The following is a 24,215-nucleotide window of genomic DNA, read 5'->3' as shown; positions in this document are numbered from 1 at the left end:
CGCGTCGGTGTAGCGGTCTGTTCCGTCAGTCAGCGGTTCCCGCATAGGTATATGTGGAACCTCTCATTTGTAGAACTCAAGCTCGTACCACATCACCCAAAACGGGCTGCTGGTCGTTGTGATGCGGATATAGCGCACCGGCGACGGCGAGCTGGTCGGCGTGAATGTCACCCACTCGTGATTCGAGGTCGTGCCGGACAGCGTCCCCAGCACGTTCGTTGGGGATGGAACCACGTCGCCTGTAATAACGTGGGTGGTATTGCCAGTGGCGTCCTGATCGGGCATCAGCCGCATTGATCGAAGGACAACCGGCGCCCCGAGATCAATCTCGATCCACTGGGCTGGATACCCGCCGCTTACCCAGCGCGTATCGAGGTTGCCGTCAATGGCCATACCGGGGGTAAGCGTGTTGTCGTAATACCCAGAAGCCCTGGCGTTCACCGCCGCAATCTTGACCAACTGCCCGGAACCTGATGCGGGGCCAGTCCCCGACGATAGCGATGGCCCCTCCATCACCTGCACAGGCCGGTCCATTACATCGAACATGCGAGTCGTCTGGCGAGTCAGCGTGCCAACGGCATCCTTGAACTGGTCGCGAGAGCGGTTTCCGTTCGGATCAAGCGTGAAGCTAACGTTATTGGCTTGACTGTCAGATGCTGCTGTCATCCGACCTGCGTTGTCGTACTGATACGCGGTATACGTTCCGTCGGGCTGGCTTTTACGGGTGAGCTGACCAGTGCTGTCGTAACTGTACGATGTGGCGTGCACAGTCCCATTCGCCGTGGTGACGGTTCGTTCAGCCAGTCGATCGCTTGGGGTGTACGTCAAAGCAGTGACGGTGCCATTGCTGTCCGTCATGCTCTTCATCTTGCCGCTTGGGTAGTAGTCGTACTGGATACTGCGGCCAAGCGGGTCTGTTACCTGCACCAGGTTGCGCACGCTGTTGTAAGCGTACTGAGTGGTTCGACCTAACTGGTCGGTACTGCTTGCCAGATCGAGCTTATTCCAGGTCTGCACGCGAGTCGTGCCATCGGGATATTGGACCTGCGTCAAGCGATTCAGCGCATCGTACTGGTATGCGAGCTTGTAGCCGACGGCATCGGTCCAGCTAGCGATGCGTCCGATCGCATCATAGGTATAGCTCGCCTCGGATTTCCCCGCTGCGTTGACGATGCGCTGCAGGAAGCCATTCGTGTCGTACTCCCAGCGTGTCGTGTTCCCGAGTGCATCGGTTTCACTGATTTTCTGACCGGCCGCGTTATAAGCGTAGGAGGTCAGCTGACCCGCCGCATCCCGGTACGTGAGCGGTTGATGCTGGCTGTTGTAGGTGTACTCGGTAACCGCACCGTTGGGTTGCGTGACGCGCAGAAGGTCAATGCCATTGTCGGCGTAGCTGTATTGCGTCTGGTTGCCAAGCGGGTCAATCTTACTGGTGCGATTGCCCTGCGCGTTGTACGTGTAGCGCAACAGTTGGGTGCTGCCATCAGCCTGTACGCGGCCTATCGATATAGGTAGGTCGGACGTACCGGCAGCCCCGGTCCATGGCTGGTTGGGGTAGTTGTACCAGACGCGATTCTCGAGAGGCGCCTTGGTGCTTTCGATCACGCCGGCAGTGTAGTTGGCGTTGTCTTTTTCGTGCAGCCAATGGGTGATGCGAGCTCTCGTGTAGTCCCCCGCCCCTTCGGCATACGCCTTGGCATTCCAGTAATACGTATTGCGATCGTTGAGATAGGAATTGAACAGGTTCATGCCGACCGGGGTCGAGGCTTCCGAAGATGGAATGCCTGGGGCCTCGTGAACGTATTCAACGCGTTCAGTCTGTCCTAGCGAGTCTGTGATGTTGACCCAACGCTGTATGCCGTTCTCGCCGTATGCAAACTGGGCGGTGCCATAGGGCGTGGTCATCGCGTTGATGAAGGTCCCGGCGTCATAGCTGAAGCTGGACTTCATGCCCATGGCATCGGTGATGTCGCTCAGGCGCCCGCCCGCGTCATAGCCGATTTTGGCGGTCCGACCAAAGGGGTCGGTGATCTGCGTGACCAGCAATGGATTACTTGCATTGCCGTAGCCCAGCGTACTCTGTTTGCCCAGCGCGTCGGTCACCGTAGTCAGCCGCAGTTGAGCATCGTAATTGAGGCTGACTGCATTTCCCTGCGGATCAATGATCTGGCTCAGGAAAACAAGGCGTGGATAGCTCGCGGCACCATCAGGTTGGCTGTACACCTCTTTGCTGCCATCCTTCATGCGCCGTTCGTAGCTCGTAGCGCTGGTGCGCACGAGTACAGACATGTCCTGCGGGTCCGCGCCAAACGCTCCAGTAGTTGAGTTATACGAATCACTCTCCCAAACGGCCCCCCCACCTGCAACGATGCGGCGGACACTGGTACCCGGATTGGTGGGATCGTCCTGGATGTACGCGAGCCAATTGGAAGTCCACTTCTGGCCGAAGTTGAAATAGCTGAAGTTGGCCGGTTGATAGGCCTCGCGCTGGTTGTAGGTGAGCGTAAAGTTGACTGGTGGCCCTTTCGGCGGCCGATAGCTGATTGGTGTGTCAACAAAGTTGAGGCTGACCAGCATGGCATGCACGTTGTAGGTCGGCATGCCGACACTGGGCGCCTCCGCACCAGCATCCCCAGCGCTGTCGTCATCGGGCGACGGGCTCTTGCAGTCGCACGCCTTCTGATCATTCGGACGTGTCCGTGCTGGATCAGAGAACTGGGTGTACCCCATACCGAACACCTTCCTGGCTTCGGCTTGTGCAACCGTCTTCCAGCCTGCTTTTTTGGCGGCTTGCCGAGGAATCAAGAAGTAGTTACTGGTTTCAGCTTCCAACGCGTCCTTGCTGATCCAGAGATCCTGTCCAAAGGTGGGATCTTTGAGGTGATAGCGTCCGTTCTGCTCATCAATGATGGCGGCGTAGTGATTGATCTTCCAATGCACCACGGCGGGCAGCGGGATCGGCGTGCCGGGGCTGCGCTTGGCAATGGTGTATTGGAGGTTGACCTGCTTAGCTAGTCGTCCAACGGTATCGAGCGTGACCCCGTTTGGGCTTGAGCGGACGGCGTTGATCTTCGCAATACGGCTGCTATCCGCTCCTTGAAACTGCAGGATGCTCTTGAGTGCCATCGGGCCGCACAGGTACGCAACGCCGGGGTCGTTTCGCATCACCCACAGGCCTTCCCGTGCACCGGCAACAGCCTCGGTTGCAGCGCCTTGCAGCGGACGGCTCTCGGCTTCCTTCAGGAGTGCGTTCACCCGGTCGGCATGTCCGATACGGGCGTGCATCCGGATCAACTCGCCCAGCGCGCGATCGGCAAGACGTTTTGTGGCCGGCTGCGCCGGGGCACGCGTATCTCGCCATGCTGCCTCCCATGCATCGATGGCCCGCGAAAAGTAGCCGAGGTGGTAGTACGCCAGCCCCATATTCGTCCGCAGAGCAAGGCTCCATGGGCTGTCCGGATACTGGTCGAGAAATGCTTGCAATGGCACAAAGGCCTCGGCACCTTCGCCGTCACGGTACTGCTGAATAGCTTCCCAGAGCGCTTGCTGCTCCTCAATACTGCTTGGACCTGTAGCGATCAGGGGCTCCTCGAACAGGCGTGCTTCGCGCAGCCGGGTCTCAAGTGCAGCCGTGCTCGAATCCGTGGGTATCGCGACTGCAGCAGGCAAACCGAATCCGAAGGAGGACAACAGCAATGTGAAGGCAATAGCCCGTGCTGGTGACCGGACACTCGAAGCACGGGGCAAATTGTTTTGCGGCATGTTAGTTCGTTGTGGATGTCGTTGTTTTACTGCGCAGCACCGACCGTAAGCTTTTGCAAGCGGCTAAGGCTGTCCATCACCCGCGTAACTTTGCGAACCAGCGCACCACTCGGGTCCTTCACACTCTGGCTGGTCCGATTGCCTGCGTTATCGAGCGCATATTCGATGCGGTTTCCCAAGCTATCCGTCACGGCTGTCAACCGATGCGCGGCATCGTATTCATAGCCGAGCCAACTGCCGTCTGCCTCTGCGACCTTGAGCAACTGACCCGCCGGGTCGTACACGTAAGTCGTAGTCCGGCCACCCACGCTCGTGGTCAACGGGCGCTGCCTCACGTCGTAGGTGTTGGTTGTGATCACACCATTTGCATCCATGCTCTCCAACACGTTGCCGTGTTTGTCGTACTTCGTGTAGCGCGTCACCTGACCCTTGGCGTTAGTCCGGCTTTGCAGATCGCCCAGTGTGTGGCCCACGGCATTCGGATCTGCTCCTGTGAAGCTGGTGTCGCCGTAGTACGCGTAGATCGTGGTGTTCTTCAGTGGGTCGGTCTGAGTCAGGATTTGTCCGTAGGCGTTGTAAGTCCAACTCGTGACGCGATTGGGAACGGCGCTTTGCAGGGTCGCGCTGAATCCCTGGCTACCATCCGTATCGGTCGTCGCCTGTTCCACCTGCTTGCACAGCACCGCAATGGGCTTACCGTCCGGCAGCAAGGCCGTCGAAGGGGCGCAGCTCGCTGGGGCATTGGCGTTGAGCGGGTCAGCCTGGCCGTTATATACGTTGGTGACGATCCTCCCTGGCTCGGCCCTCTTTACCTCCAGCCGCCAGTCCGGGTGCCACTGCGTGCTCACCTTGAGACTGCCCGCTGGCAGGGTTGCTCCTGTCGCCGTATAGGTGCTGCACGCCGCCGTGTTGCTGAGCCCTTGAACACGCGTCGTCTCCAGGTTGCGGCTCAGGTCATACGCGGAGCAAGTCTGATTCGAGTTGACATCCAGCGTGCTGGTGGCGTTGCCCTGCGCGTCATAGGACCATGACGTCGTGGAGGCCGAGCATCCGCTGCCGGCGGGCTGCGACTTGCTGGTGGGGCGGGTCGCACCCAACAGCGTCTGGAATGCCGTCGTGCGTTGTGCACCTAGGGGATCCGTTACGGTGACGGAATCGCTAGATCGGCTGGTAACGGCATATTGATCGAGGCCGCCAGCCCTTTGCGTGAGGCTCGACAAGCCGTTGCTGTCATAACCGAATGTGCTCGCTCGCACGGTCTGACCAGAAGAAGCGGATGTTGCAGGCCAGACTTCGTTAATCCCGGTCAACAACGGCGGGCTGGGCGGCGTAGACGCACCGATCAAATTCGATTCGTTGTACAGATACTGGCGCGCATACTGGTCTGGGAACTGAACCTGCACCACTCGGCCGCAAGTTCCGCCGGCGCACTCAGCGCTGGTTGTGTCGTAGGTATAGAGATAGGCCTGCCCGGCTGGATCCGTCATCTGGGTCATCAGCCCGGCGCTGTTGTACTGGAAGGCGAGCGTTCGCCCAAACGGATCGGTCTGCGCGATCAGCAACCCGCTGGCGGGCGCAATTGCCGCTGGGGTACTGGCGGTCGAGTAGCTGTACGTCACGGTCTTACCATCCGCTGTCGTACGACTCAGCAGTGCACCATTGGCCGCGTACAGTTCTATCGCGTTGTCCTCGCGCGTCAAACGCCATTGCACGTTGCCGGAGGCATCGGTGGTCTTGATGGCGCGATCATTGACATCGGCGTTGGGCACCGGCGTTCCGTTGCTCATGTCGAAGTCAATCTGGCGGCCAGCTTCGTCCCAGAGCAGTGCCCGCGGCGAGCCGTTGTTGGGACCAATGGGCGTCAACGGGAAGCAAAACGACCCCTGAAGGGTGTTGCCGCTTGCATCCTTGGCATAGGTATTGGACCAATGACCGTTGACGCAGCGCCCCGTCGGCGCCGACGGGGCGCTGGTGTAGTCGAAGAAGCCGGACGACGACACGGCCGAGGTGAACTGCCCGACATCGCTGCGATACGTACGGACGAACTGCAGCAGACCGTTCGGTGCACGGTAGTCCGACTCTGTTTGCTTCTTGACCCCCGAAGTGGGCTCGATGGGGTTGCCAACCCAATGGCAACCCGTTTGCGGCGGATCGGGTTTTGTTTTAGTCAACTCGCAGTAGAGAATGCTGTTGCCAGCGTTATCTATTCTGACTTGACGCGCCCCACTGAAGCCATCCGGGCATGCAGAACCCGCCATAAATGCGGATTTCGTTGTCATCACTGGGGACGACGGATCCGGGTTAGAAATGGTCGAGCATCGATAGACGGCTTGGCCATTCACCATTTCGACACCGGGGCACGCAAAGTCGCCAGAGTAGATACCGGACTGATTCCTCGCGCGGTAGCAGGCAATGCTCGCTTGAACAGCTTGGCCTTCTGTGTCGTAGAAATTGTCGCTGCCTATACACTCCGTAGCACGCCAGAGCAGTTGCGCCTCAACGCGGGTGACTGCGGTGCCGCCAAATGACAGGCTCGGGAGAAGCGAAAGAACGACCGTAACGCTCGACAATGCAAGCTTTGCGAAGCTGGTTGTGGCTCGCCAGGTTTGGATTCTTTGGCCTGATCGAACACAACCAGTACCGATAGACTGATCTTTCATTTTTTCCCGCACTTTCGCCCCATGGCTTGGCGCACGCGATCTCCCCCATGCGCCAAGCAAGCGTGTTTTTCTTACTTAGATAACTGCGTTAATCGATTCTTCTAGACTTGCAATGCTCCATCAGACCAATTGGTCTCTGGAGTTGGAACAATGAGCCTCTCCGCTATCGATGAGAAGAGTGTCCATAGGATCAACGGCACAAGGTCTAATCCCAATGCACCATTCTTTGCTCTATACCGTATGTACGAATCGCGTAGCGGCTGCCATTTCTCCTCCGTAACGCCAAATTGACTGTCTTGGGATGGGACTGGAGAGCTAAAGGACATGGAAGCTACTGTTCGCACATCACGTGTGAATTGATTGCCTTAAGCAACTCGGCTTGAGCGCGGCGAACCTCCACCTCCGAACGACATACCTGCCCCACGTCTACGTCAGGAATATCGGCAAGTTCTCGCCTTTGTAGATCAGAGAAAGTCGACTGACAGTGCTCTACCAGAGAATTCACTTGCACGCTCGCCAGACGACTTGAGAGCGCATGGCCACGAGTAAGGATTTGGCAATTCAACTCCTCAGAGCCTGCACCATCCAGGCGAAGGCCCAACAAGTTGACTAACGTGTCGGCAGAGGCATCGCCTCTAGCGATACCAATCAAACCAATCGCAAGTTCCAAGGCCCCAGTCTCTGGGCACGCGTTCAGGCATTTTTCTCTTGCCGCTCGAACCGAAGGGCTCAAGGCTCTCGCCAGCCCGATGGTGACGACCCGCTCGGCAAAGCGAAGCTGCCGTGCTTCATTTGCGGCGGCGGTCACTTCTTGAGCAGCAGCCAGTGGCATACAGCTCATAGCGGAAAAGAGCGCTAGCACGATCTTTGTTTTCATGGCACCACCTGCAAAGTACTACCCGGCTCTGCGTCAATTAGCCCGTTAAGATTCTGCATATCGTGGACCGTCCCAGTTACACAACCTTCAGAACAGTACTGCGGACCGAGACCAGGACCGAACGGATTAGCACAACTATGAGAACGAATCAGGGTCCGGTTCTCGGTCACATTTGTATTGGTTCCCGGGCAAGGCTCCAGCACTCGACCATTCGGCTTGCTCGTTGTGCCATTCGTCCATCGCCAGCATCCTGTCGGGATGGGTCCATGGTTCGCAATAGCTGTACATGCTGGGTTGTTTCGGCATTGCTGGCCACCACCGTTGTTGCCAGATGCCACAGGAATATTGACAGAGGAATTTTGCGAGTTCGTAGGCGTGCAGATTAGGCGCCCTGTCGACATGGTGAACGTACAAGACGCAAGCCCAAGCGGATCGACATTGCTGGTCGGTTTCCCATCGACATAGGCGTAGGTCGAGGGCTGCCCTCCGCTGAGCCCAATCGGATCGGACTGCACGTAGCGCCCACCCACCGGATCGTAGTCCCGATTCACGTTGTAGTGCTTGCCCGTCTCCGCGTCATAGACCTGGCCGGGGAAGCGTAGGTTGTACGTGAAGGTGCCGAGGCTCGTCGGGTTCTCATTCGGCGCTGCCACCCCAAACGGATCCGCCTGATCCCACCGCCACACCATCAGGTTGTTCATGTCCGTGATCACCCGCGGCGTGTCGATCTGGTCCGCATACACGTAGTACGCGGTTTGGTTCTTGATCGTCGCCACCGGCGTGTCGCCCAGGTACACCGTCTCCTGGACGGGGGCGCCTGTTTGGTCGTATTCGCCGATCAGGTGACCGGCGGCGTCGTATGCGTAGCGCGTCGCTCCGCTCGGCACGCTGCTGCCGGTCTTTGTGATGCGTTGGCCGAGGCCGTTGTACAGGTAGCTTGTGGTCGTGCCCGCCTTGGTGACACTGGCCAGCCTGCCCCGGTCGCTGTAGCTGTACGTGACGTTGCCGTCACTGGTCTGGTTGCCCGCCGCGTCGTAGCTGTTCGTCGTGGGGGTCGGGCCCGTGCTGGCCGTCTGACGGTTGCTCGCCGGGTCAATGGTTTGGGTGTAGCTGCTACCGCCGATGGTCTGGCCGGTGCGGTTGCCGTTGGCGTCGTAGCTGTAGCTCTGGCTGCTGGCCGCCGGCAGATAGCTGATCAGCCGGTCGTTGTCGTCGTAGCCAAACGTCTGGTTGGCGGCCGTGGCCGTGCTGCTGCTCGGGCTGCCTGCTGTGTCCGTGTGGGTGTACGCCGTGATGCGTGAGGCGACGTCGTAGTTGACGGTGCGCGACAGGCCGTTCGGGGTGGCACCGGTGCCGGTGGTCGCCCCGAGCGGGAACTGGGTCAGGCGACCGTTGAGGTCGAAGCTGCGTGTATAGGCGGTGCCATTGCCCCAGGTCCAGCCGGTGGGCTTGCCGAACGGTTGGTACTGGATGCTCGACAGCAATGCGGTATTGCCCTTGGCGGTGGTCAGCGTGAGGCCGGCGATGCGGCCGCCCGCATCGTAGCTGTAGCCAATGACGTTACCGCTCGGGTAGGTCTGGCTGACCACGTGGCCGGTGCTGCTGCCAGAAGTGCCGTAGGCGTACGACACCGTTTGCGTGACGGTAACGCTATTGGCGGTGCTGGTCTGGGCCATGCGCACCAGATTGCCGAAGCCGTCGTACTGGAAGCGCGTGCTGCCGGACTCGTCGGTGATCTTGGTGAGGTGACCGATGTCGTTGGGCTGCGGGCTGGTGCCACCGTCGTATTCCATGACGGTGGGGGTGCCGCTGGCGTATGTTGCCTTGGTGAGCCGGTTCAGGGCGTCATAGGTGTATGTGGTGGTCTTGCCGCGGGCGTCGGTACGGGTGATCAGGTTGCCGGCGGCGTCGTACGTCGCGTTCGTGGTGCCGGTGTCCGGGCTTTGCTGGGCAGTGGTGTTGCCCAGGCCGTCGATGGTGTAGGCGGTCACCAGGCTGCGTGGGTCGGTGACCTTGGTGACGCGGTCCTGGCCGTCGTAGTTGAACACGGTCACCGGGGCAGCTCCACCCGATGCGGCGGGCGGGGCCTGCACTTGCGTGCGGCGGCCCAGGGCGTCGTAGGTGAACGTGGTCACAAGACCGCGTGGGTCGGTCACCTGAGTCAGGTTGCCTGCCGCGTCGTAGGCGTACTGCGTGGTGGAGTACTGCGTTGTCTGCGCCAGCAGCTGGCCGCTCAGACTTAGTAACACCGCGGCGCTGATCCCCCGGAGGATTCTTGTGTGTCGCATGATGGTTCGTTAGTGGATGTTGTTGTGCTTACTGTGTGGCGCCGACCGTGACCTTGAGCGGTCGGTTCATCGAATCGAAGACGCGAGTGATCTGGCGAGCGAGATTCCCGCTCGGGTCCTTGGACTGCTCCTGCACTCGGTTGCCCATGGCGTCCAGCCTGTACGTGATGCTGTTGCCAGCGCTGTCGCCAGCCCCGACCAACCGGTGGGCGCCGTCGTAGCTGAAGCTCACTGTGCCGCCATCGGGCTGCGTCACCTTGGTCAGTTGGCCGACCTTGTCGTACTCGTAGCTCGTGGTCTGCCCTGCTCCGCCTGATGGCGTCACCGTCTGGCGGATCAGCCAGCCACGGTTCGAGTACACGAATGTGATGATGCTGCCATTGGCGTCCGTCATCTGCAGCCGGCGGCCATTGGGGTCGTATTGGTTGATCGTGCTCGTGTGGCCCAACGCATCGACGACCTGGTACAGGTCGCCCTTGCGGTACTGCGGCGGGCTGTTGGTGTCATCGGCCGTGCGGTAGACGTACGTCGTGCCGTCGTTGACATCCGTGCGCGGCCCCTTGGAGGTCGCTACTTGGCCATCGGCGGTGTAGGTCCACGTGGTTGTGCGTGCGGGGCCAGTTGCCACAGCGTTGAAGCCCTGGCTGCCGTTGGTATCCGACGTCGGCGTCTCGCTGTAGCTGACCAGGTTGCCGTTGGCGTCGTAGCTGTATCTCTCCAGCTTGGTCGGCGAGGCCACCTGGGTCCGCAAGTTCCAGAACTGTGGGTGCCACTGCGTGCTGGTAGTGCGGGCGTTCGGCGCGCCGGATCCCTCGACCCGCTGAGTCTCGCGCTTCTGGCTGTCGTAGGCGTGAGTCGTGACGTTGCCCAGGTAGTCCGTCTCACGGATCAAGTTGTTGTTGGTGTCGTACTTGCTGCTTTGCCGCGTAATTCCGCACGCCGCGCAGGGTGCGGTGACGGAAGTCAGCAGCAGCTCGCCGTTCTGCCTGAGGAAATTGTAGGCGCGAACCTTGCCAGTTGGATCGGTAACGTTGGTGTAGTTGCCGGAGCCGTACTGAAACTGGTAGTGATTAACCCCATTTCCCAGTGAGCTACTGATAGCATGGCCCGATGCGTCGTAGGCATAGGTGACGTAGCGACCGCCGTTCTCGTCGATAACGCCAGTCAACGCGGTGGGAAGGTGGCTGTCCTCATAGACGTACCGGCGGGTCGTGCCGTCCGGGTATGTTACGGTCGATAGCATGCCTGCAGCGTTGTAGGCATATTGTGTAGTCGCTCCATCCGCAGTGACTACGCTCGCCACACGACTCTGGTTGTCATAGCCGAAGACCAAGCTGCGGCCGCTGGGGGCCGTGACCGAGGTCAATTGCCGAGCAGCGTTGTATGTGAGTGTCGTTGTACGGCCGCTGCGTTCTCGCACCGATTGCAGTTTGCCATCAGCGGCGTAGTTTTCCACCACGCCGGTATCAACGGTCGTGTACTGCCAGCCAGTAACGTTGCCTGCGGCGTCCGAAACCGGCTGCAGCGTGTCTTGCGTGCCTACAGCCGTCCAGGCCCCACTGCTCAGCTGGAAGACGAAAACGGTCCCATCGTCGCGCAAAGCGCTGATTCTGCCCCGGCTAGTGCTGGCCCCAACATCAAGCTCCCGCTGCCAGCCGAAGACCCATTGACCCAGACTAATCTGCGGACCAAAGAGAACAGACGAACGGTAGAAGCGATCAACGGGCAATTCCGTGTTACCAGCGACGTCCCGCTCCGTCAAAATCGTGATTTGAGATCCTGGGATTACCGGGTCGGCAATCGGGTTGGCCCGCACCGCTGCCGAATTGATTGGCTGACACGGATCTGTCGGCGGATATCCCCTATATCCAGGAGCGCATTCCAACGTTACGCCGGCATTGCCATAGTCATACGGAGGATACGAATACGTTGGAGTGACAATAGTGGAGATGCAGCCGTAAGCCCTCGGGGAACTTGGTGGGTTCGTGCCAGAATCTAACGCAACAAATTTCCAGACCCAGTTCGGCCGGCTTTCCCAGTCAAGAATCGCCCGGCAGGCCGCCTCCGGGCTGCTTGCGGATCGATATACATAAGGATTTGCTTGTACGCTATCCGATGACGTCGCTATCCAAACATAGCCGTCCGCGCCCATCGTGGAGCTAAAGGCCTGCCCCGCTCCTGCGAGCAGACATGCAGCGAGAACGCATCGCGCAAGAGATATCTTCTTAGACGTGGAAGCGCACCACATTGCAGCCACGCTCAAAGGTACCGCCATGCGTTGACGCCATCTCATGACAAATCGCTTCATCCCCGCTCCGGAGTTTTGTTATCCGCTATTAACAAAGCGCTCCGACGCGTCGTTCGCACTCCGTCAAAAAATCCCTGACAACTGATTTAAGGAAGCTTTATTTCACTTCTATGCAGATTTTCTGCGCCCGAAGCCTGCCATTCGGCCGGACGATATGCAACATTGGCGAAGTGGGGTGTCGAGATTTACCTACTGAGAAAATTTGAGTATCCCGGGCAATTGCGTTCAAGCGTTGTGCTATCAACAACCCGCACTGCATAATGCGCACCGGCCCGCGGGCCAAGTCAAAAAAACCAAATCGGCACGGGGAGTTAGCAGTGATTCGGCACAATGGGATGCGCTGGTGCGCAGCGCTCCTGATCGCGTTGGCGCTGGGCGGTTGCGCGGAGCAAAGAATTCGGGACGAAGCCAATCACCAGATGGTGGCTGGCGCCTACGAAGATTCGCTGGCCACGCTGGATGCCGGCATTGCCAAGTACCCCGAGAGCGCCACCTTACGTGTGGCGCGACGCACGACCCAGGACACGGTCGCAGACAAGCTGCTCCAACAGGCCGGCAAGGAACTCAACGCGGGCAAACGCTCTGCGGCACAAACCACGCTTAAACGCCTGCTGGAAATCGAGCCCCAGAACGACCATGCGCAGGCCCTGCTGCAGACCGTCAAGCGCGAAGAACAAAACGCCGCTGCGCTAGAACTCTCCAAACAAAAATCCGTCAGCGGATCGCAGGAAACCGCACTCGCCGCCATTGAAGCCGCGCTGCGCGGCGATCCCAAAAACCGCCGCTTGCTGGAAGCACAGGCCGCGCTAGAGCAGCAGTCTGGGCAGCGCGACCCTCCCCAAGCCAAGGGCCCAGCGGCGAAGCAGCCGATTAACCTCGATTTCCGTGATGCTAGCGTGCGGATGATTTTCGAGGCCATGGCGCGCAGCACAGGCATCAATTTCATCCTGGACAAGGATGTCCGCCCCGATTTAAAGACCACCGTCTTTCTGCGCCAAGCCAAGCTGGAAGACGCGCTGGATCTGATTTTGTCCACCACACAGCTCAACAAGAAGCTGATGAATGGCTCGACCATTCTGATCTACCCGAACACGCCGGAGAAACAACGCGATTATCAGGATCTCGTGGTGCGCGCGTTCTATTTGACGAACGCCGAAGCGAAGCAAACCGGCGCGATGCTCAAGACGATGCTCAAGATCAAGGACCCATACATCGACGAGCGCACCAATATGGTGGTGATTCGTGAATCGGCGGATGTTGTGCGACTGGCTGAGCGTCTGGTTGAGCTTCAGGACCGCAACGATTCGGAAGTGGTGCTGGAAGTCGAAGTGCTGGAAGTCAGCTCGACCAAGCTCACGCAACTGGGCATTCAATATCCCAACAGCTTTACGCTCACGCCGCTTTCTGCCACCGGCGCTTCCTCGCTTACCCTCAACGATCTTAAAAGCATCAACAGCGATCGCATTGGTGTGAGCACGCCCAACGCTGTGATCAACCTTCGGCGCGAACTCGGTGACACCGATCTGCTAGCCAACCCGAAGATCCGCGCCAAGAACCACGAAAAGGCCAAGATTCTGATTGGCGACAAGCTGCCTGTTGTCACCACGACGTCCACGTCAACCGGTTTTGTATCGGAAAGCGTCCAATACCTTGATGTTGGTCTGAAGCTTGAGGTGGAGCCATCGATCTCGCCAGACGACGAGGTCAGCATGAAGATCAACCTCGAAGTCAGTTCACTCGCCAACCGCGTCACCACGCGCAGCGGTAGCGTGGTCTACCAGATTGGCACGCGCAATGCCACGACGGTGCTTAAGCTGCGCGATGGCGAGACGCAGCTTCTCGCAGGCCTGATCAAGACGCAGCAGACGTCCACCTCGTACCGCATTCCGGGGCTGGGTGATATCCCGTTGCTTGGTCGCCTGTTCTCCTCGCAGTCGGACGATGGCGCGCGCAACGAGATCGTGCTGTCGATCACGCCGCGCATCGTCAAGCCGGCACACCGGCCGGATACCAATTTCATGGAGTTCTGGTCGGGCACCGAGACCAACGCTCGGGCACGCCACAGCCTGCCGGACGGAAAACCGCCAGCGGAACTCAAGATCGTCGATGGGGCACCCGCCAACCCGGCAACCGCACAGTCATCGAACACCGCGGAATCTGGTGAGGCCCCTGCCGCTGCCCCGCAGGAAGGCGGCAGCATCGCCCTGACCATAAATGGCCCGTCGGCTGCCAAGGTGGGAGAAACCTTTTCGGTCTCGCTGAACCTGCGTACCGATACCGCACTGCGCAGCGTGCCGATTCAGTTTGCGTACGATAAGGACCGCTTTGCTTTCGACGGCGTCGAGGCTGGCGGCATGTTCGCGGGGCAGAAAGCTGCACCCAATCTCGCCAAGACCGACCTGCCAGCCGTGGGCCGCGTCATGGTCACCCTCTCGTCTGATGAGAATGCGCCCCTCACCGGCCAAGGCGAATGGGCCAAGCTGCATTTCCGCGCGAAGGCAGCCGGGACGGGTGCAATCTCGGTCGCTACGGCGACACCGATCGGTATGACGGCGGCCCCGCAGCCACCGCAGATGCCGGCGCCGGTCTCCATTTCGGTCAAGTAACGTGGCGGCGTCGGTGCTCCGCAGAATCGGATCGGGACTCGGGCAGTGGTTCGAATGGACGCTGTTCCGTCTCGCCCGGCTGGTGTCACGCGTTCCGGTCTTTGCGGCGATCGGGGTGCTGCTCTTGGGTGGCGCGGCGTTTCTGTGGGCGGTGTGGGAGCCTCGCACCGCGGTGCAACTCGCGCGGGTTCAGCGAGACCTTGCGAAGAAACGTGCGGCAGCGCCCGTACCGGTGCGCCAGACCAGTCCGCTGGAAGCCGTTGCCACGCAACTGGAATCGCCGCTGAACCGTTCAGTAATCGGCAGCGACATCTTTACCGCCTTCACCGCGCAAAGCGTGCGAGTCGACCAAGTCGTATTCAACAAGGATGTGGAAGAAGCATCGGCGGAGGATGTCCACTCAGTCCGCCTGCAAACCACGGTCATTGGGCTGTACCCCGCCATCAAGACCGGCTTGGCCGATCTGCTGCAGAAGCACCCGAGTCTCGCGCTCGAAAGCCTGACCTTTACCAAGAATGGCGGCACCGAGCAGACCGTCACGGCCGACCTCACGTTCGTGCTGTGGTACCGGGGGCACTGACGTGAAGCCGGTCTATCTCGTCGCCTTGGGACTCACGCTGGCCGCCACTGGGTGGATCTGGCTGCAGGATCACGGGATGCTCAACACCGACGTTGCCGTGGTGGAAGTGAGCACGCCCCGGCAGCGCAAGCCGGAACGCCAGCCAGAGGCGCCCACGCCTGCGCCGACCACAGTCATCACGCGCGCAGCGCTTGATCCGGCTGGGGGTGATCCGTTCAATGCGGTCGTACCACCGCCCCCACCTCCTCCGCCAGCACCACCCCCACCGCCTCCGCAACCACCGCCGTTTCCGTTCCGGTATTTCGGCGTGATGTCTGACGAGTCCGGCAAGCCGGCCCACTTCCTGGCCAAGGGTGATGCACTGGTGCCGGTCAAACCGGGGGCGTCGCTGGGGGACGGCTATCGCGTTGAGAGCATGAACGACAAGACGCTGGTGGTGTTCTACGAGCCAATCCCAAGCAAGACGGTGATTCAGCTTGGGAGTGCCGCGCCATGAAGACTACCAAGTGCCGGGGCTACAGCCTGATCGAGCTGGGCGTGGTGCTGGCCGTGCTGGCCACGCTGGCGGTGCTCGCCACGCCGGTTGCTCAACTCATGACCAAGCGTGCGAAGGAGCACGAACTGCGCGTGGGCTTGGAACGCATTCGCGATGCACTGGATGCGTACAAGCACGCGGTTGAGGTAGGCGACATTCAGTCGCCCGGAACGCTGTCGGGCTACCCGCCTTCACTCGCCGTGCTGGTGACGGGCGCGCCGTCGGCGCGCGACCCGGACCACCGCAAGCTCTACTTCCTGCGGTCGGTCCCGCGCGACCCATTTGCGCCGCTGTCGCTCGAAGCCGAGCAGACCTGGGCGCCACGCAGTTACCGGTCACCCGCCGATGCGCCGCAGCCCGGCGAGGATGTGTACGACGTGCACTCAACCAGCGAGGAGGTCGGCCTGGACGGCCGGCCGTACAAGCAATGGTGAAAGTTCCGCGGCCCGCTAAACAATCCCGCGCGCGTGGGTTCACGCTGATCGAGCTGATGGTCGTCATGGCGGTCATCGCCCTGCTTACGACGATTGCGCTGCCCCAGTATTTCAAGCACGTGGATGTGGCCAAGGAGCGTGTGCTGCGTGCCAACCTGGAGATGGTGCGCGACGCCATCGACAAGTTCTACGCCGACAAGAATCAGTACCCGGCATCGCTGGCGGACTTGGTGAAGCAGCGCTATCTCAAGGCGCCGCCGATGGACCCGATCACGGATCGCACGGATAGCTGGAAGCCCCTGCCCTCGCCCAATGGCGAGCCGGGTATCTATGACATCCGCAGCGGCGCGCCGGGCAAAGCCATGGATGGAACCCTTTATGCGGACTGGTAAGGCGCGCGGCTTTGCCTACCCCGCTCTACTGGTCGGCGTGCTGGTGTTCGGCATTGGCTTGGCCAAGGTCGGTGAATGGGCATCGCAGCAAAGACGCCGCGAGGATGAACACGCGTTGCGCTGGGCCGGCGAGCACGTCGTGCTGGCGATCAAGAGTTACTACTACTCGTCGCCGAGCCAGCCGCGCGCCATGCCGAAGTCGCTGGAAGACCTGGTCGATGACAAGCGGTTTCCGGTGACCCGGCACCACCTGCGCGATGTGCCGTTTGACCCGATCAGCCGATCGAAGGACTGGGGCATTGTGCGGGCGCCGGATGGGGGGGTGACGGGTGTCTATTCGAAAGGTAGTGGGACGCCGTTGGCCACAGCAGGCTCACCGGGAGCCGACGCCAACCAGACGCGAACGACGTATGCCGATTGGAAGTTTGTGTTCGATCCGAATGGAAAGTAAAAACATGAAAAGGCTCAATAGAACTCTGCGGTGGGCGGTATGCCTAGCTGTTTCCATGCTCGGCTGCCAACAGATCTATGCCCAGCAGACTCGGCGCGTAACGTTGATGCCCGTGAGCTTGTTTTTCGCAAGCGACATATATGACACGGCCCAAGCAGCGTTTGACGCTTACAAGGCAGAGCTTGCAGCTAACTGTTCGCCGGATCCGCGATATCACTGCGAAGCCTTAAATTTCCGCCGAAGTGACTCTCCGGCATTTTATTGGGGCCTCAGTCATATGTGGATACATGACTACGAGCTCACGTTTAATGGCAATCTCTATACGAGCGGCACAACGAGCGTTGTTACTGAAGGTCTTTTCTGCCCAGCTGGCTGGGCGATGGAAGACAACTTAAAAAAGGGGACCGGTACGGCAACCGACCCTCGCTACTTCGAGCCCTACTGCTATCAGGACATTCCGGTTCAGCAATGTCCTGAAGGCTCCTGCCATGGGCAGGGAGAGCCAATCTTCCCGGAAGACGGAACATACCGGCAAGCGGATGTCGACTATGTTGACCCGCGAGGCATCTTGTCCTTTGAGCGCTACTACAACAGCAGTCAGCGCAACATGGGAACGGCACTCTCTCAGAGCGTGGTGCCTCCCCAGCCTGTCACTGGCCTCGTTCCCAGTGGCTTGACTTACACAGGCGACATTGTCGACTTGCCCCCTCCTAACGGCGGCATCGGAGGTAACAGAACGATGACCCGCACGTTCCGCTATATCAACATAGCGGGCGTAACAGGCACTCAAACAATCGACCAAGGCGGCGGCTTCCATACGACAAACCAAGTCCACATCGCCCGCCCCGGCGGTCTGCTCTACGACTACAACTGGGATGGTGCCAGTGCGACGACGGTCAGCCCTTCCACACATGACACGCTGCGCTTCATGTCACCGCCTACTGACACCAGCGTTCCCGCTGGGGCTGCCAACGGTCAGTGGACCGTGCGTCGTGGAATCAACGACGACACCGAGCGCTATGACGCCAATGGCGTGCTGCGCCAGATTCAGTACCGCAATGGCCAGACAAAGACGCTGATCTACTCGGACGCCAGCACCCCGGCCAGCATCGCCCCCGGCGAGGGTTACCTGATTGGGGTTGCCGATGGTTTCGGTAAATCACTGAGCCTGCGTTACGACAGTTACGGTCGACTCACCGCCTTGGTGGACCCGATGGGACAAACGGTCAGTTATGGTTACGAACCCATCCGCTCGAACTGGAACTGTCGCACGGCCAGTTGCTTCCGCACCAAGACCGTCACTTACCAGGACGGCCAGACCAAGACGTACAACTGGGACGAGCCCGACTACAACCCCAACGCCAGCACACGGCGCAATCTGCTGACCGGCGTCACGGACGAAAACGGCCAACGCTATTCGACCATCCGCTACGACAGCAAGGGTTTCGCAGTGTCGACTGAACTGGCTGGCGGCGTATATCGCTACACCTTCTCGAACCTGCAGCCGCGAACGTCTGTCACCGTGACGGACCCGCTGGGCACAGCGCGCGCGTTCAACTTCGTCAATGCCCAGGGGCTGACACAACTGGCAAGCCTGACTGGTGCTCCTTGCGACGATTGCGGGCCCGCCTCGGCGACCTACGATGCCAACGGCAACGTTGCCTCACAGACGGACTTCAACGGCAACGTCACCTGCTTTGGCTATGACCTGACACGCAATCTGGAAACTACGCGAGTCGAAGGTCTGCCTGCCGGTACAGCATGCCCGAGCAGTCTGGATGGGTATGCCGTTCCCGCAGGCGCCCGCAAGATCAGCACGCAATGGCACCCGGTCTGGCGCCAACCGGTCAAGGTCGCTGAGCCCAAACAGATCGTGACGACCGTGTTCAATGGTGATAGCGGCCAATACTGCGCGCCGACCAGCGCCAAGGTGGACGACACGCCCATCGGCGTCGTATGCAGTCAGACCGTGCAGCCCACGGCGGACGAGACGGGCAGCCAAGGTTTGAACGCTACGGCAATTGGCACGGCCCGCACCACCACTTGGACCTACGACGGCGATGGACAGGTGCTGACCAAGCAAGGCCCGCGTACCGACGTGAGCGATAAGGTCAGCTTCAGCTACCGCAACGCGGACGACACCAATTCGCCACCGCAGTACCGCCGTGGCGATCTGGCCAGCCTGACAGATGCCCTGGGCCACGTCACGACCATTGACCTGACAGACCTGAACGGCCGTCCGCTCAAGATGACGGACGCCAACGGCACCGTCACGACCTTCACCTATGCCCCGCGCGGATGGCTCACCAGTCAGGTCGTCACACCGGCCGGCGGAACCGCCCAAACCACCAGCTACAGCTATGACGCCGCTGGCCAGTTGACCCGAGTGACGCAGCCTGATGGCAGCAGCATCAGCTTCACCTACGACGGGGCGCATCGCCTGACTAACGTTGCCGACAGTGCGGGGAACAGCCTCAGCTACACGCTCGACGCCATGGGCAATCGCGTTCAGGAGCAGGCGAAGGACCCGAATGGCAATCTTGCTCGCCAGATCACGCGTGTTGTGGATTCGATCAACCGGCCGTTGAAGATCACGGTCGGGCCGGCTTCGTAAAAGAATAAAGAAACCAAACCATCAGAGACTCACCGCAAGTTATGGAGCATGCGCTGCCTTAATCGTGCTCCTGGCTGAGTTGGTAGACAAAAAGATGAAACAAGCCAGATTTCGCCATCGGAAACGCTTCCGCCCGAGTCTTACGCTACTTGTAGCAGCCTGTGCGCTTGCCCCAACTTGGGGCTTTAGCCAAACGTCGAGTTCTAACGGCCATAGGTGGTTTTATGTGTACCACGGCGTTTCGTACTATGGCAGTGATCCTATGTCGGCTTGCCAGATCGGATTTGATCTTGAGGGACTCGTGAGTCCCTGGGCATTCGCTGGTGTTGGGGCGGCGCAGAGTCTGGGAAATCAGGTACCTTGTTTGGCGTCAAATCCAAACGCGCCGGGTATTGACTACGGCTATGGCATCGCTCAGAAGGATTCTTGCCAGTCGGGCTACACACTGCAGTCGAATGGCACATGCAAGCCTCCCCCGCCACCCGTGCAAACCTGTACTGCCGGAAGTCCTGCCATTCCCGGCACCGGCACCAAGACCTTCTTTGACGGAGATGAGGGCGGCAGTCCCGACCTGCCCGTAACGCTAGCCTACCAGTCCTACGGTGTCAGTGGGGGCGGGCAATGGACGCCGAACTGGCAGCGCGGTCTGGATACCAGTGCCGCCGTGAACTCGGCACCGCAGGTGTCTGCCGGGCGCGAGGACGGCTCGGTCGTTACCTTCAGTGGAAGCGGCACGGGGTGGAGCGCCATCGGCAGCCAGGACACGCTGCAATCTGTCACCGACGCCAGCGGCAAGGTGACCGGCTGGCAGTATGGCGTGCAGGCAAGCGGTGCTGTGGAGACCTACGACACCAATGGCAAGCTGCAGTCGGTGCGGGAGCAAAACGGGCGCACTACCACGCTGACTTACAACGCAGCCAACCAGCTCACCACCGTCACAGCCCCGAGCGGCCGCAGTCTGAGCTTCGCCTATGACGCTCGGAGTCGTTTGGTCAGTGTGACCGCGCCGGACGGGGCCACCACAAAGTACGCCTACAACGCCAGCGGCGTGCTATCGAGTGTGACCCGGCCGGACGGTGCTGTGCGCAAGTACGTCTATGAAAACACTGGCATCCCGACCGCGCTGACCGGTGTCATCGACGAGAACGGCAGCCGGTACGCCACCTATGCCTATGACACCCAGGCCCGCACTGTCAGCAGCGCCCTCGCCGGTGGCGTGAATCAGTACCGGTTTCAGTACGGCGACAACTACCAAACCACCATCACTGATCCAACCGGCAAGACCAGCGTCTACAGCTTCCTCAAGCAGAACGGCGTGCTTCTGCCGACTTCGATCAGCGCCCCTTGCGGCCTGTGCGGCAGTACGCGAAAGACAAGCAGCTACGACGCGAACAACAACCTGACCCAAGAAACCGACTACCTCGGCAATGTCACGACCCACGCCTACGACAACCAGAAGCGCGAGATTCAACGTGTCGAGGGATCGGGCACGCCTGGTGCCCGCACCACCAGCACGCAGTGGCACGCTCAGTTCTGGAACCTGCGGACACAGGTGGCCTCGCCGACGAAGCTGGAAACCTACAGCTACGACAGCAATGGCAACCTGATCAGCTACAGCGAAACGCCGACGTCCGACAGCAATGGAAGCCAAGGCTTCAGCGCTACGGCAACGGGGCCAACGCGCACGACCACATGGACCTACACCGCCGACGGTCAGGTAGCGAGCCGCAGCGGTCCACGTACGGATGTCAACGACGGCACGACCTATGTCTACCGCACGGCGGACGACACCAACACCCCACCGCAATATCGCAAGGGTGACGTGTACCAGATCGTCGATGCGCTGGGCCACACCACCACGGTCAATCAGTACGACCCGAACGGTCGCCCACTGCAGGTAACCGACGCCAACGGCGGCGTCACCGCGTTCACGTACTCGAACCGGGGCTGGTTGATCAGCCAGGTAGTGACGCCTGCAAGCGGAGCAGCGCAAACCACGAACTACAGCTACGACGCGGTGGGCCAGTTGACCAAGGTGACACTCCCGGACGGCAGCACTATGAGCTTCACCTACGACGCGGCGCACCGCATGACGGGCGCAACGGACGGCCAGGACAACAGCATTGCCTACTCCCTGGATGCGATGGGCAACCGTACCGAAGACAAAGTCAAGGACCCGAGCGGCAACCTCGCGCGGCAGATTACGCGTGTGTTCGATTCGATGAGCCGGCCGCTCAAAGTCGCGGTCGGCGCCACGCAGTAAGACGACAGCACTAACTAACGAGCCAGCAACGTAATACGTCAGACGGTTCGCAGATACCTGAAATGAATTGCCCGGGAAAATAGACGAATGAAAATTGCTTTTGGAAGGGGGTGGCCGATACAGATGGAGACGTTTCGACCATATGTTGCTGCACATTCGGCGCGCATCTTGACCGGTCTCCGCCGGTTTTTTTCGTTACTAGTGTTGGCGTTTTTCTGTAGCCCGAGTGCGGTTTTTAGTGCTCCTTCCGATCCGGGTTTTAACGGCATGGGCTGGCAGGTGTATACGTTTTTTGGTGACAGTCCGCTTGCCGCGTGGAAAGCGTTTGTTGCTGGCTATCCGCCTTACGCTGGCTGGACGGTTGTCGGTGTCACCCAGACTGATCCGATTACGTATGCAACCAATGGCCTGAACCCGAACGGGCAGGCGCAGAATGGGCCGCCTGCGATGTCCACGGGTCAATGTCTTGCTGGTTACACAAAACAGTCGAATTGGACGTGCAAATCATCGCCGCTGCCCACTCCCGTGCAAGCTTGTGCGGTTGGTAACCCAGTCATTCCCGGCACCGGCACGAAGATTCTCTTCGAGCAGGATCCAGGTAGCAGCGCCGAACTCCCCGTCACGTTTGCCTACCGCTCCCAGGGCGTGTACGGATCGACTGGCGGTGCGGGTCAATGGACCGTGAACTGGCAGCGCAGCCTCGACACCAGCTTTGCGACGTTCTCACCACCGCAGGTCACGACACTGCGCGATAACGGGTCAGGATCCGCCTTCATCAAGACCGGCGGGAGCTGGGCGGCATCGGGCACGCGCGACACGCTGCAACCGGTGACGGACGCTACGGGCAAAACCACCGGCTGGCAGTACACCGTTTTTGATACGGGCGCGGTCGAGACCTACGACAGTGGTGGCAAGCTGCAATCGGTGCGCGAGCGGAACGGCCGCACAACAACGCTCACGTACAACGCGCAAGACAAGCTCAATCAAGTCACCGCCCCCAGCGGCCGTAGCCTGACGTTCGCCTATGACGCACAGGGTCGCGTGTCCAGCATCACCGCGCCCGATGGTGCTGTTACGAAGTACGCCTACAACGCTAGCGGCATGCTGTCGTCCGTCACCTGGCCGGACAACACCGTGCGGCAGTACGTGTATGAGGACACGCGCTTTCCGACTGCACTGACGGGCGTGATCGACGAGGCTGGCGGGCGGTATGCCACCTATGCCTACGACGATCAAGCGCGCGGTATCTCCAGTTCACATGCAGGGGGCGTCGATTCGTATCAATTCCAATACGGTGACAGCAACCAGACCATCGTCACCGCCCCCACCGGCAAGACAAGCGTCTATAGCTTCCTGCTGCAGAACGGCGTGCTGCTGCCAACTTCGATCAGCGCCCCTTGCGGTCTGTGCGGCAGCACGCGCAGTAGCAGCACCTACGATGCGAACAACAACCTGATCCAGGAAACGGACTATCTCGGCAACATCACCACGCATGCCTACGATAGCCAGAAGCGAGAGATCCAGCGAGTCGAAGGAGCCAGCACAGCCACTGCCCGCACCGTTACCACTGAATGGCATCCGAGCTGGAACCTGCAAACACGGGTGGCCTCGCCGACGAAGCTGGAGAGCTACAGCTACGATGCCAACGGCAACCTGACGAGCTACAGCGAGACCCCGACTGCTGACACGAATGGCAGTCAGGGCTTCAGTGCCGCAGCGGCAGGTCCAACGCGCACGACCACGTGGACCTATACCGCCGATGGTCAGGTTGCCAGCCGCAGCGGCCCGCGTACCGATATCAAAGACGGCACCACCTACGTCTACCGCACGGCGGATGACACCAACACCCCACCGCAATACCGGAAGGGCGACCTGTATCAAGTCGTCGATGCGCTGGGCCACACCACCGCGATCACCCGGTACGACCCGAACGGCCGCCCGCTGCAGATGGCAGATGCCAACGGCACGGTCACCGCGTTCACGTACTCGAACCGTGGTTGGCTAACCGCCCAGGTGGTGACACCGGCCAGCGGTGCGGCGCAAACCACAAGCTACAACTATGACGCCGCAGGCCAGTTGGCGAAGGTGGCATTGCCCGACGGCAGCAGTGTGAGCCTCACCTACGACGCGGCGCATCGCATGACCGGTGCGACGGACAGCCTGGGCAACAGCATCACGTACACGCTGGACGCGATGGGTAACCGGACACAAGAACAGTCCAAGGACCCCGGTGGTACCCTCGCCCGCCAAATCACGCGCGTCTTCGACTCGATGAACCAACCGCTCAAGGTCACGGTCGGTACCGCACCGTAAACGGCACGTAATCAAATCGGTCCAACGCATGACATCTGCGTGTCAGCGCACTCAGCTTGTGTTGAATTACAAAGGGCGAGATAAAGGTTTGGGGGAAGATTCGTTGATGCAACGCAATCCAACAATGAAACA

Annotated in this window: 14 protein-coding genes; 9 read left to right on the top strand and 5 right to left on the bottom strand. The window is 60.2% G+C overall.

The annotated features are described in order from the left end of the window. Positions 1-63: 63 nt before the first annotated feature. The 5 genes from ACN9M1_RS05870 to ACN9M1_RS05850 all read right to left on the bottom strand — a co-directional run bounded on the left by ACN9M1_RS05870 (position 64) and on the right by ACN9M1_RS05850 (position 11,739). Positions 64-3,762 carry a discoidin domain-containing protein gene (locus ACN9M1_RS05870; RefSeq protein ID WP_426398200.1) on the bottom strand — a complete coding sequence of 1,233 codons (3,699 nt, stop codon included), beginning with the start codon at positions 3,760-3,762 and terminating at the stop codon, positions 64-66. A 26-nt stretch (positions 3,763-3,788) separates the two neighbouring features. Next, positions 3,789-6,041: an RHS repeat domain-containing protein gene (locus tag ACN9M1_RS05865; RefSeq protein ID WP_426398198.1), complete on the bottom strand. Its 2,253-nt coding sequence runs from the start codon at positions 6,039-6,041 to the stop codon at positions 3,789-3,791. A gap of 712 nt (positions 6,042-6,753) precedes the next feature. Next, positions 6,754-7,299: an Imm57 family immunity protein gene (locus tag ACN9M1_RS05860; protein ID WP_426398197.1), complete on the bottom strand. Its 546-nt coding sequence runs from the start codon at positions 7,297-7,299 to the stop codon at positions 6,754-6,756. Next, on the bottom strand, positions 7,296-9,587 hold the full coding sequence (locus ACN9M1_RS05855) for an RHS repeat-associated core domain-containing protein (protein ID WP_426398195.1): 2,292 nt from the start codon (positions 9,585-9,587) through the stop codon (positions 7,296-7,298). The genes ACN9M1_RS05860 and ACN9M1_RS05855 overlap by 4 nt, the downstream gene beginning before the upstream one ends. A 28-nt stretch (positions 9,588-9,615) precedes the next feature. Further along, entirely contained in the window at positions 9,616-11,739 is a 2,124-nt protein-coding gene (locus tag ACN9M1_RS05850) for a hypothetical protein (RefSeq protein WP_426398809.1), read from the bottom strand. Positions 11,740-12,212: 473 nt separating this feature from the next. Between ACN9M1_RS05850 and ACN9M1_RS05845 the strand changes: the two genes are divergently transcribed. From ACN9M1_RS05845 to ACN9M1_RS05805, 9 genes are all read left to right on the top strand, one after another. Further along, positions 12,213-14,501, top strand: a complete 2,289-nt coding sequence (locus ACN9M1_RS05845) for a secretin and TonB N-terminal domain-containing protein (RefSeq protein ID WP_426398193.1) — start codon at positions 12,213-12,215, stop codon at positions 14,499-14,501. 13 nt (positions 14,502-14,514) lie between these two features. Continuing rightward, positions 14,515-15,081 (top strand): hypothetical protein, encoded by a 567-nt coding sequence (locus tag ACN9M1_RS05840; RefSeq protein ID WP_426398192.1) that lies wholly within the window; start codon positions 14,515-14,517, stop codon positions 15,079-15,081. A 1-nt stretch (position 15,082) separates the two neighbouring features. Next, a complete protein-coding gene (locus ACN9M1_RS05835) occupies positions 15,083-15,577 on the top strand; it encodes a hypothetical protein (protein ID WP_426398190.1) in 495 nt (164 codons plus the stop codon). Continuing rightward, the gene (locus ACN9M1_RS05830) at positions 15,574-16,050 is read left to right on the top strand and encodes a type II secretion system protein (RefSeq protein ID WP_426398188.1); all 477 of its coding nucleotides are present in this window, start codon (positions 15,574-15,576) and stop codon (positions 16,048-16,050) included. The genes ACN9M1_RS05835 and ACN9M1_RS05830 overlap by 4 nt, the downstream gene beginning before the upstream one ends. Next, positions 16,044-16,442, top strand: a complete 399-nt coding sequence (locus ACN9M1_RS05825; RefSeq protein ID WP_426398186.1) for a type IV pilin protein — start codon at positions 16,044-16,046, stop codon at positions 16,440-16,442. The genes ACN9M1_RS05830 and ACN9M1_RS05825 overlap by 7 nt, the downstream gene beginning before the upstream one ends. Beyond that, positions 16,429-16,893: a type II secretion system protein gene (locus tag ACN9M1_RS05820; RefSeq protein WP_426398184.1), complete on the top strand. Its 465-nt coding sequence runs from the start codon at positions 16,429-16,431 to the stop codon at positions 16,891-16,893. The genes ACN9M1_RS05825 and ACN9M1_RS05820 overlap by 14 nt, the downstream gene beginning before the upstream one ends. Positions 16,894-17,632: 739 nt before the next feature. Further along, entirely contained in the window at positions 17,633-19,507 is a 1,875-nt protein-coding gene (locus tag ACN9M1_RS05815; RefSeq protein ID WP_426398182.1) for an RHS repeat domain-containing protein, read from the top strand. Positions 19,508-19,991: 484 nt separating this feature from the next. Further along, on the top strand, positions 19,992-21,770 hold the full coding sequence (locus ACN9M1_RS05810) for an RHS repeat protein (RefSeq protein WP_426398181.1): 1,779 nt from the start codon (positions 19,992-19,994) through the stop codon (positions 21,768-21,770). 447 nt (positions 21,771-22,217) lie between these two features. Further along, positions 22,218-24,083, top strand: coding sequence for an RHS repeat protein (locus tag ACN9M1_RS05805; RefSeq protein ID WP_426398180.1), 1,866 nt, complete (start codon positions 22,218-22,220; stop codon positions 24,081-24,083). Positions 24,084-24,215 lie beyond the last annotated feature (132 nt).

The sequence above is a fragment of the Ralstonia sp. R-29 genome (assembly GCF_049913345.1).
In the GTDB taxonomy this organism is placed as follows: Bacteria; Pseudomonadota; Gammaproteobacteria; order Burkholderiales; family Burkholderiaceae; genus Ralstonia.
This window is presented reverse-complemented; position numbering and strand designations above follow the sequence as displayed.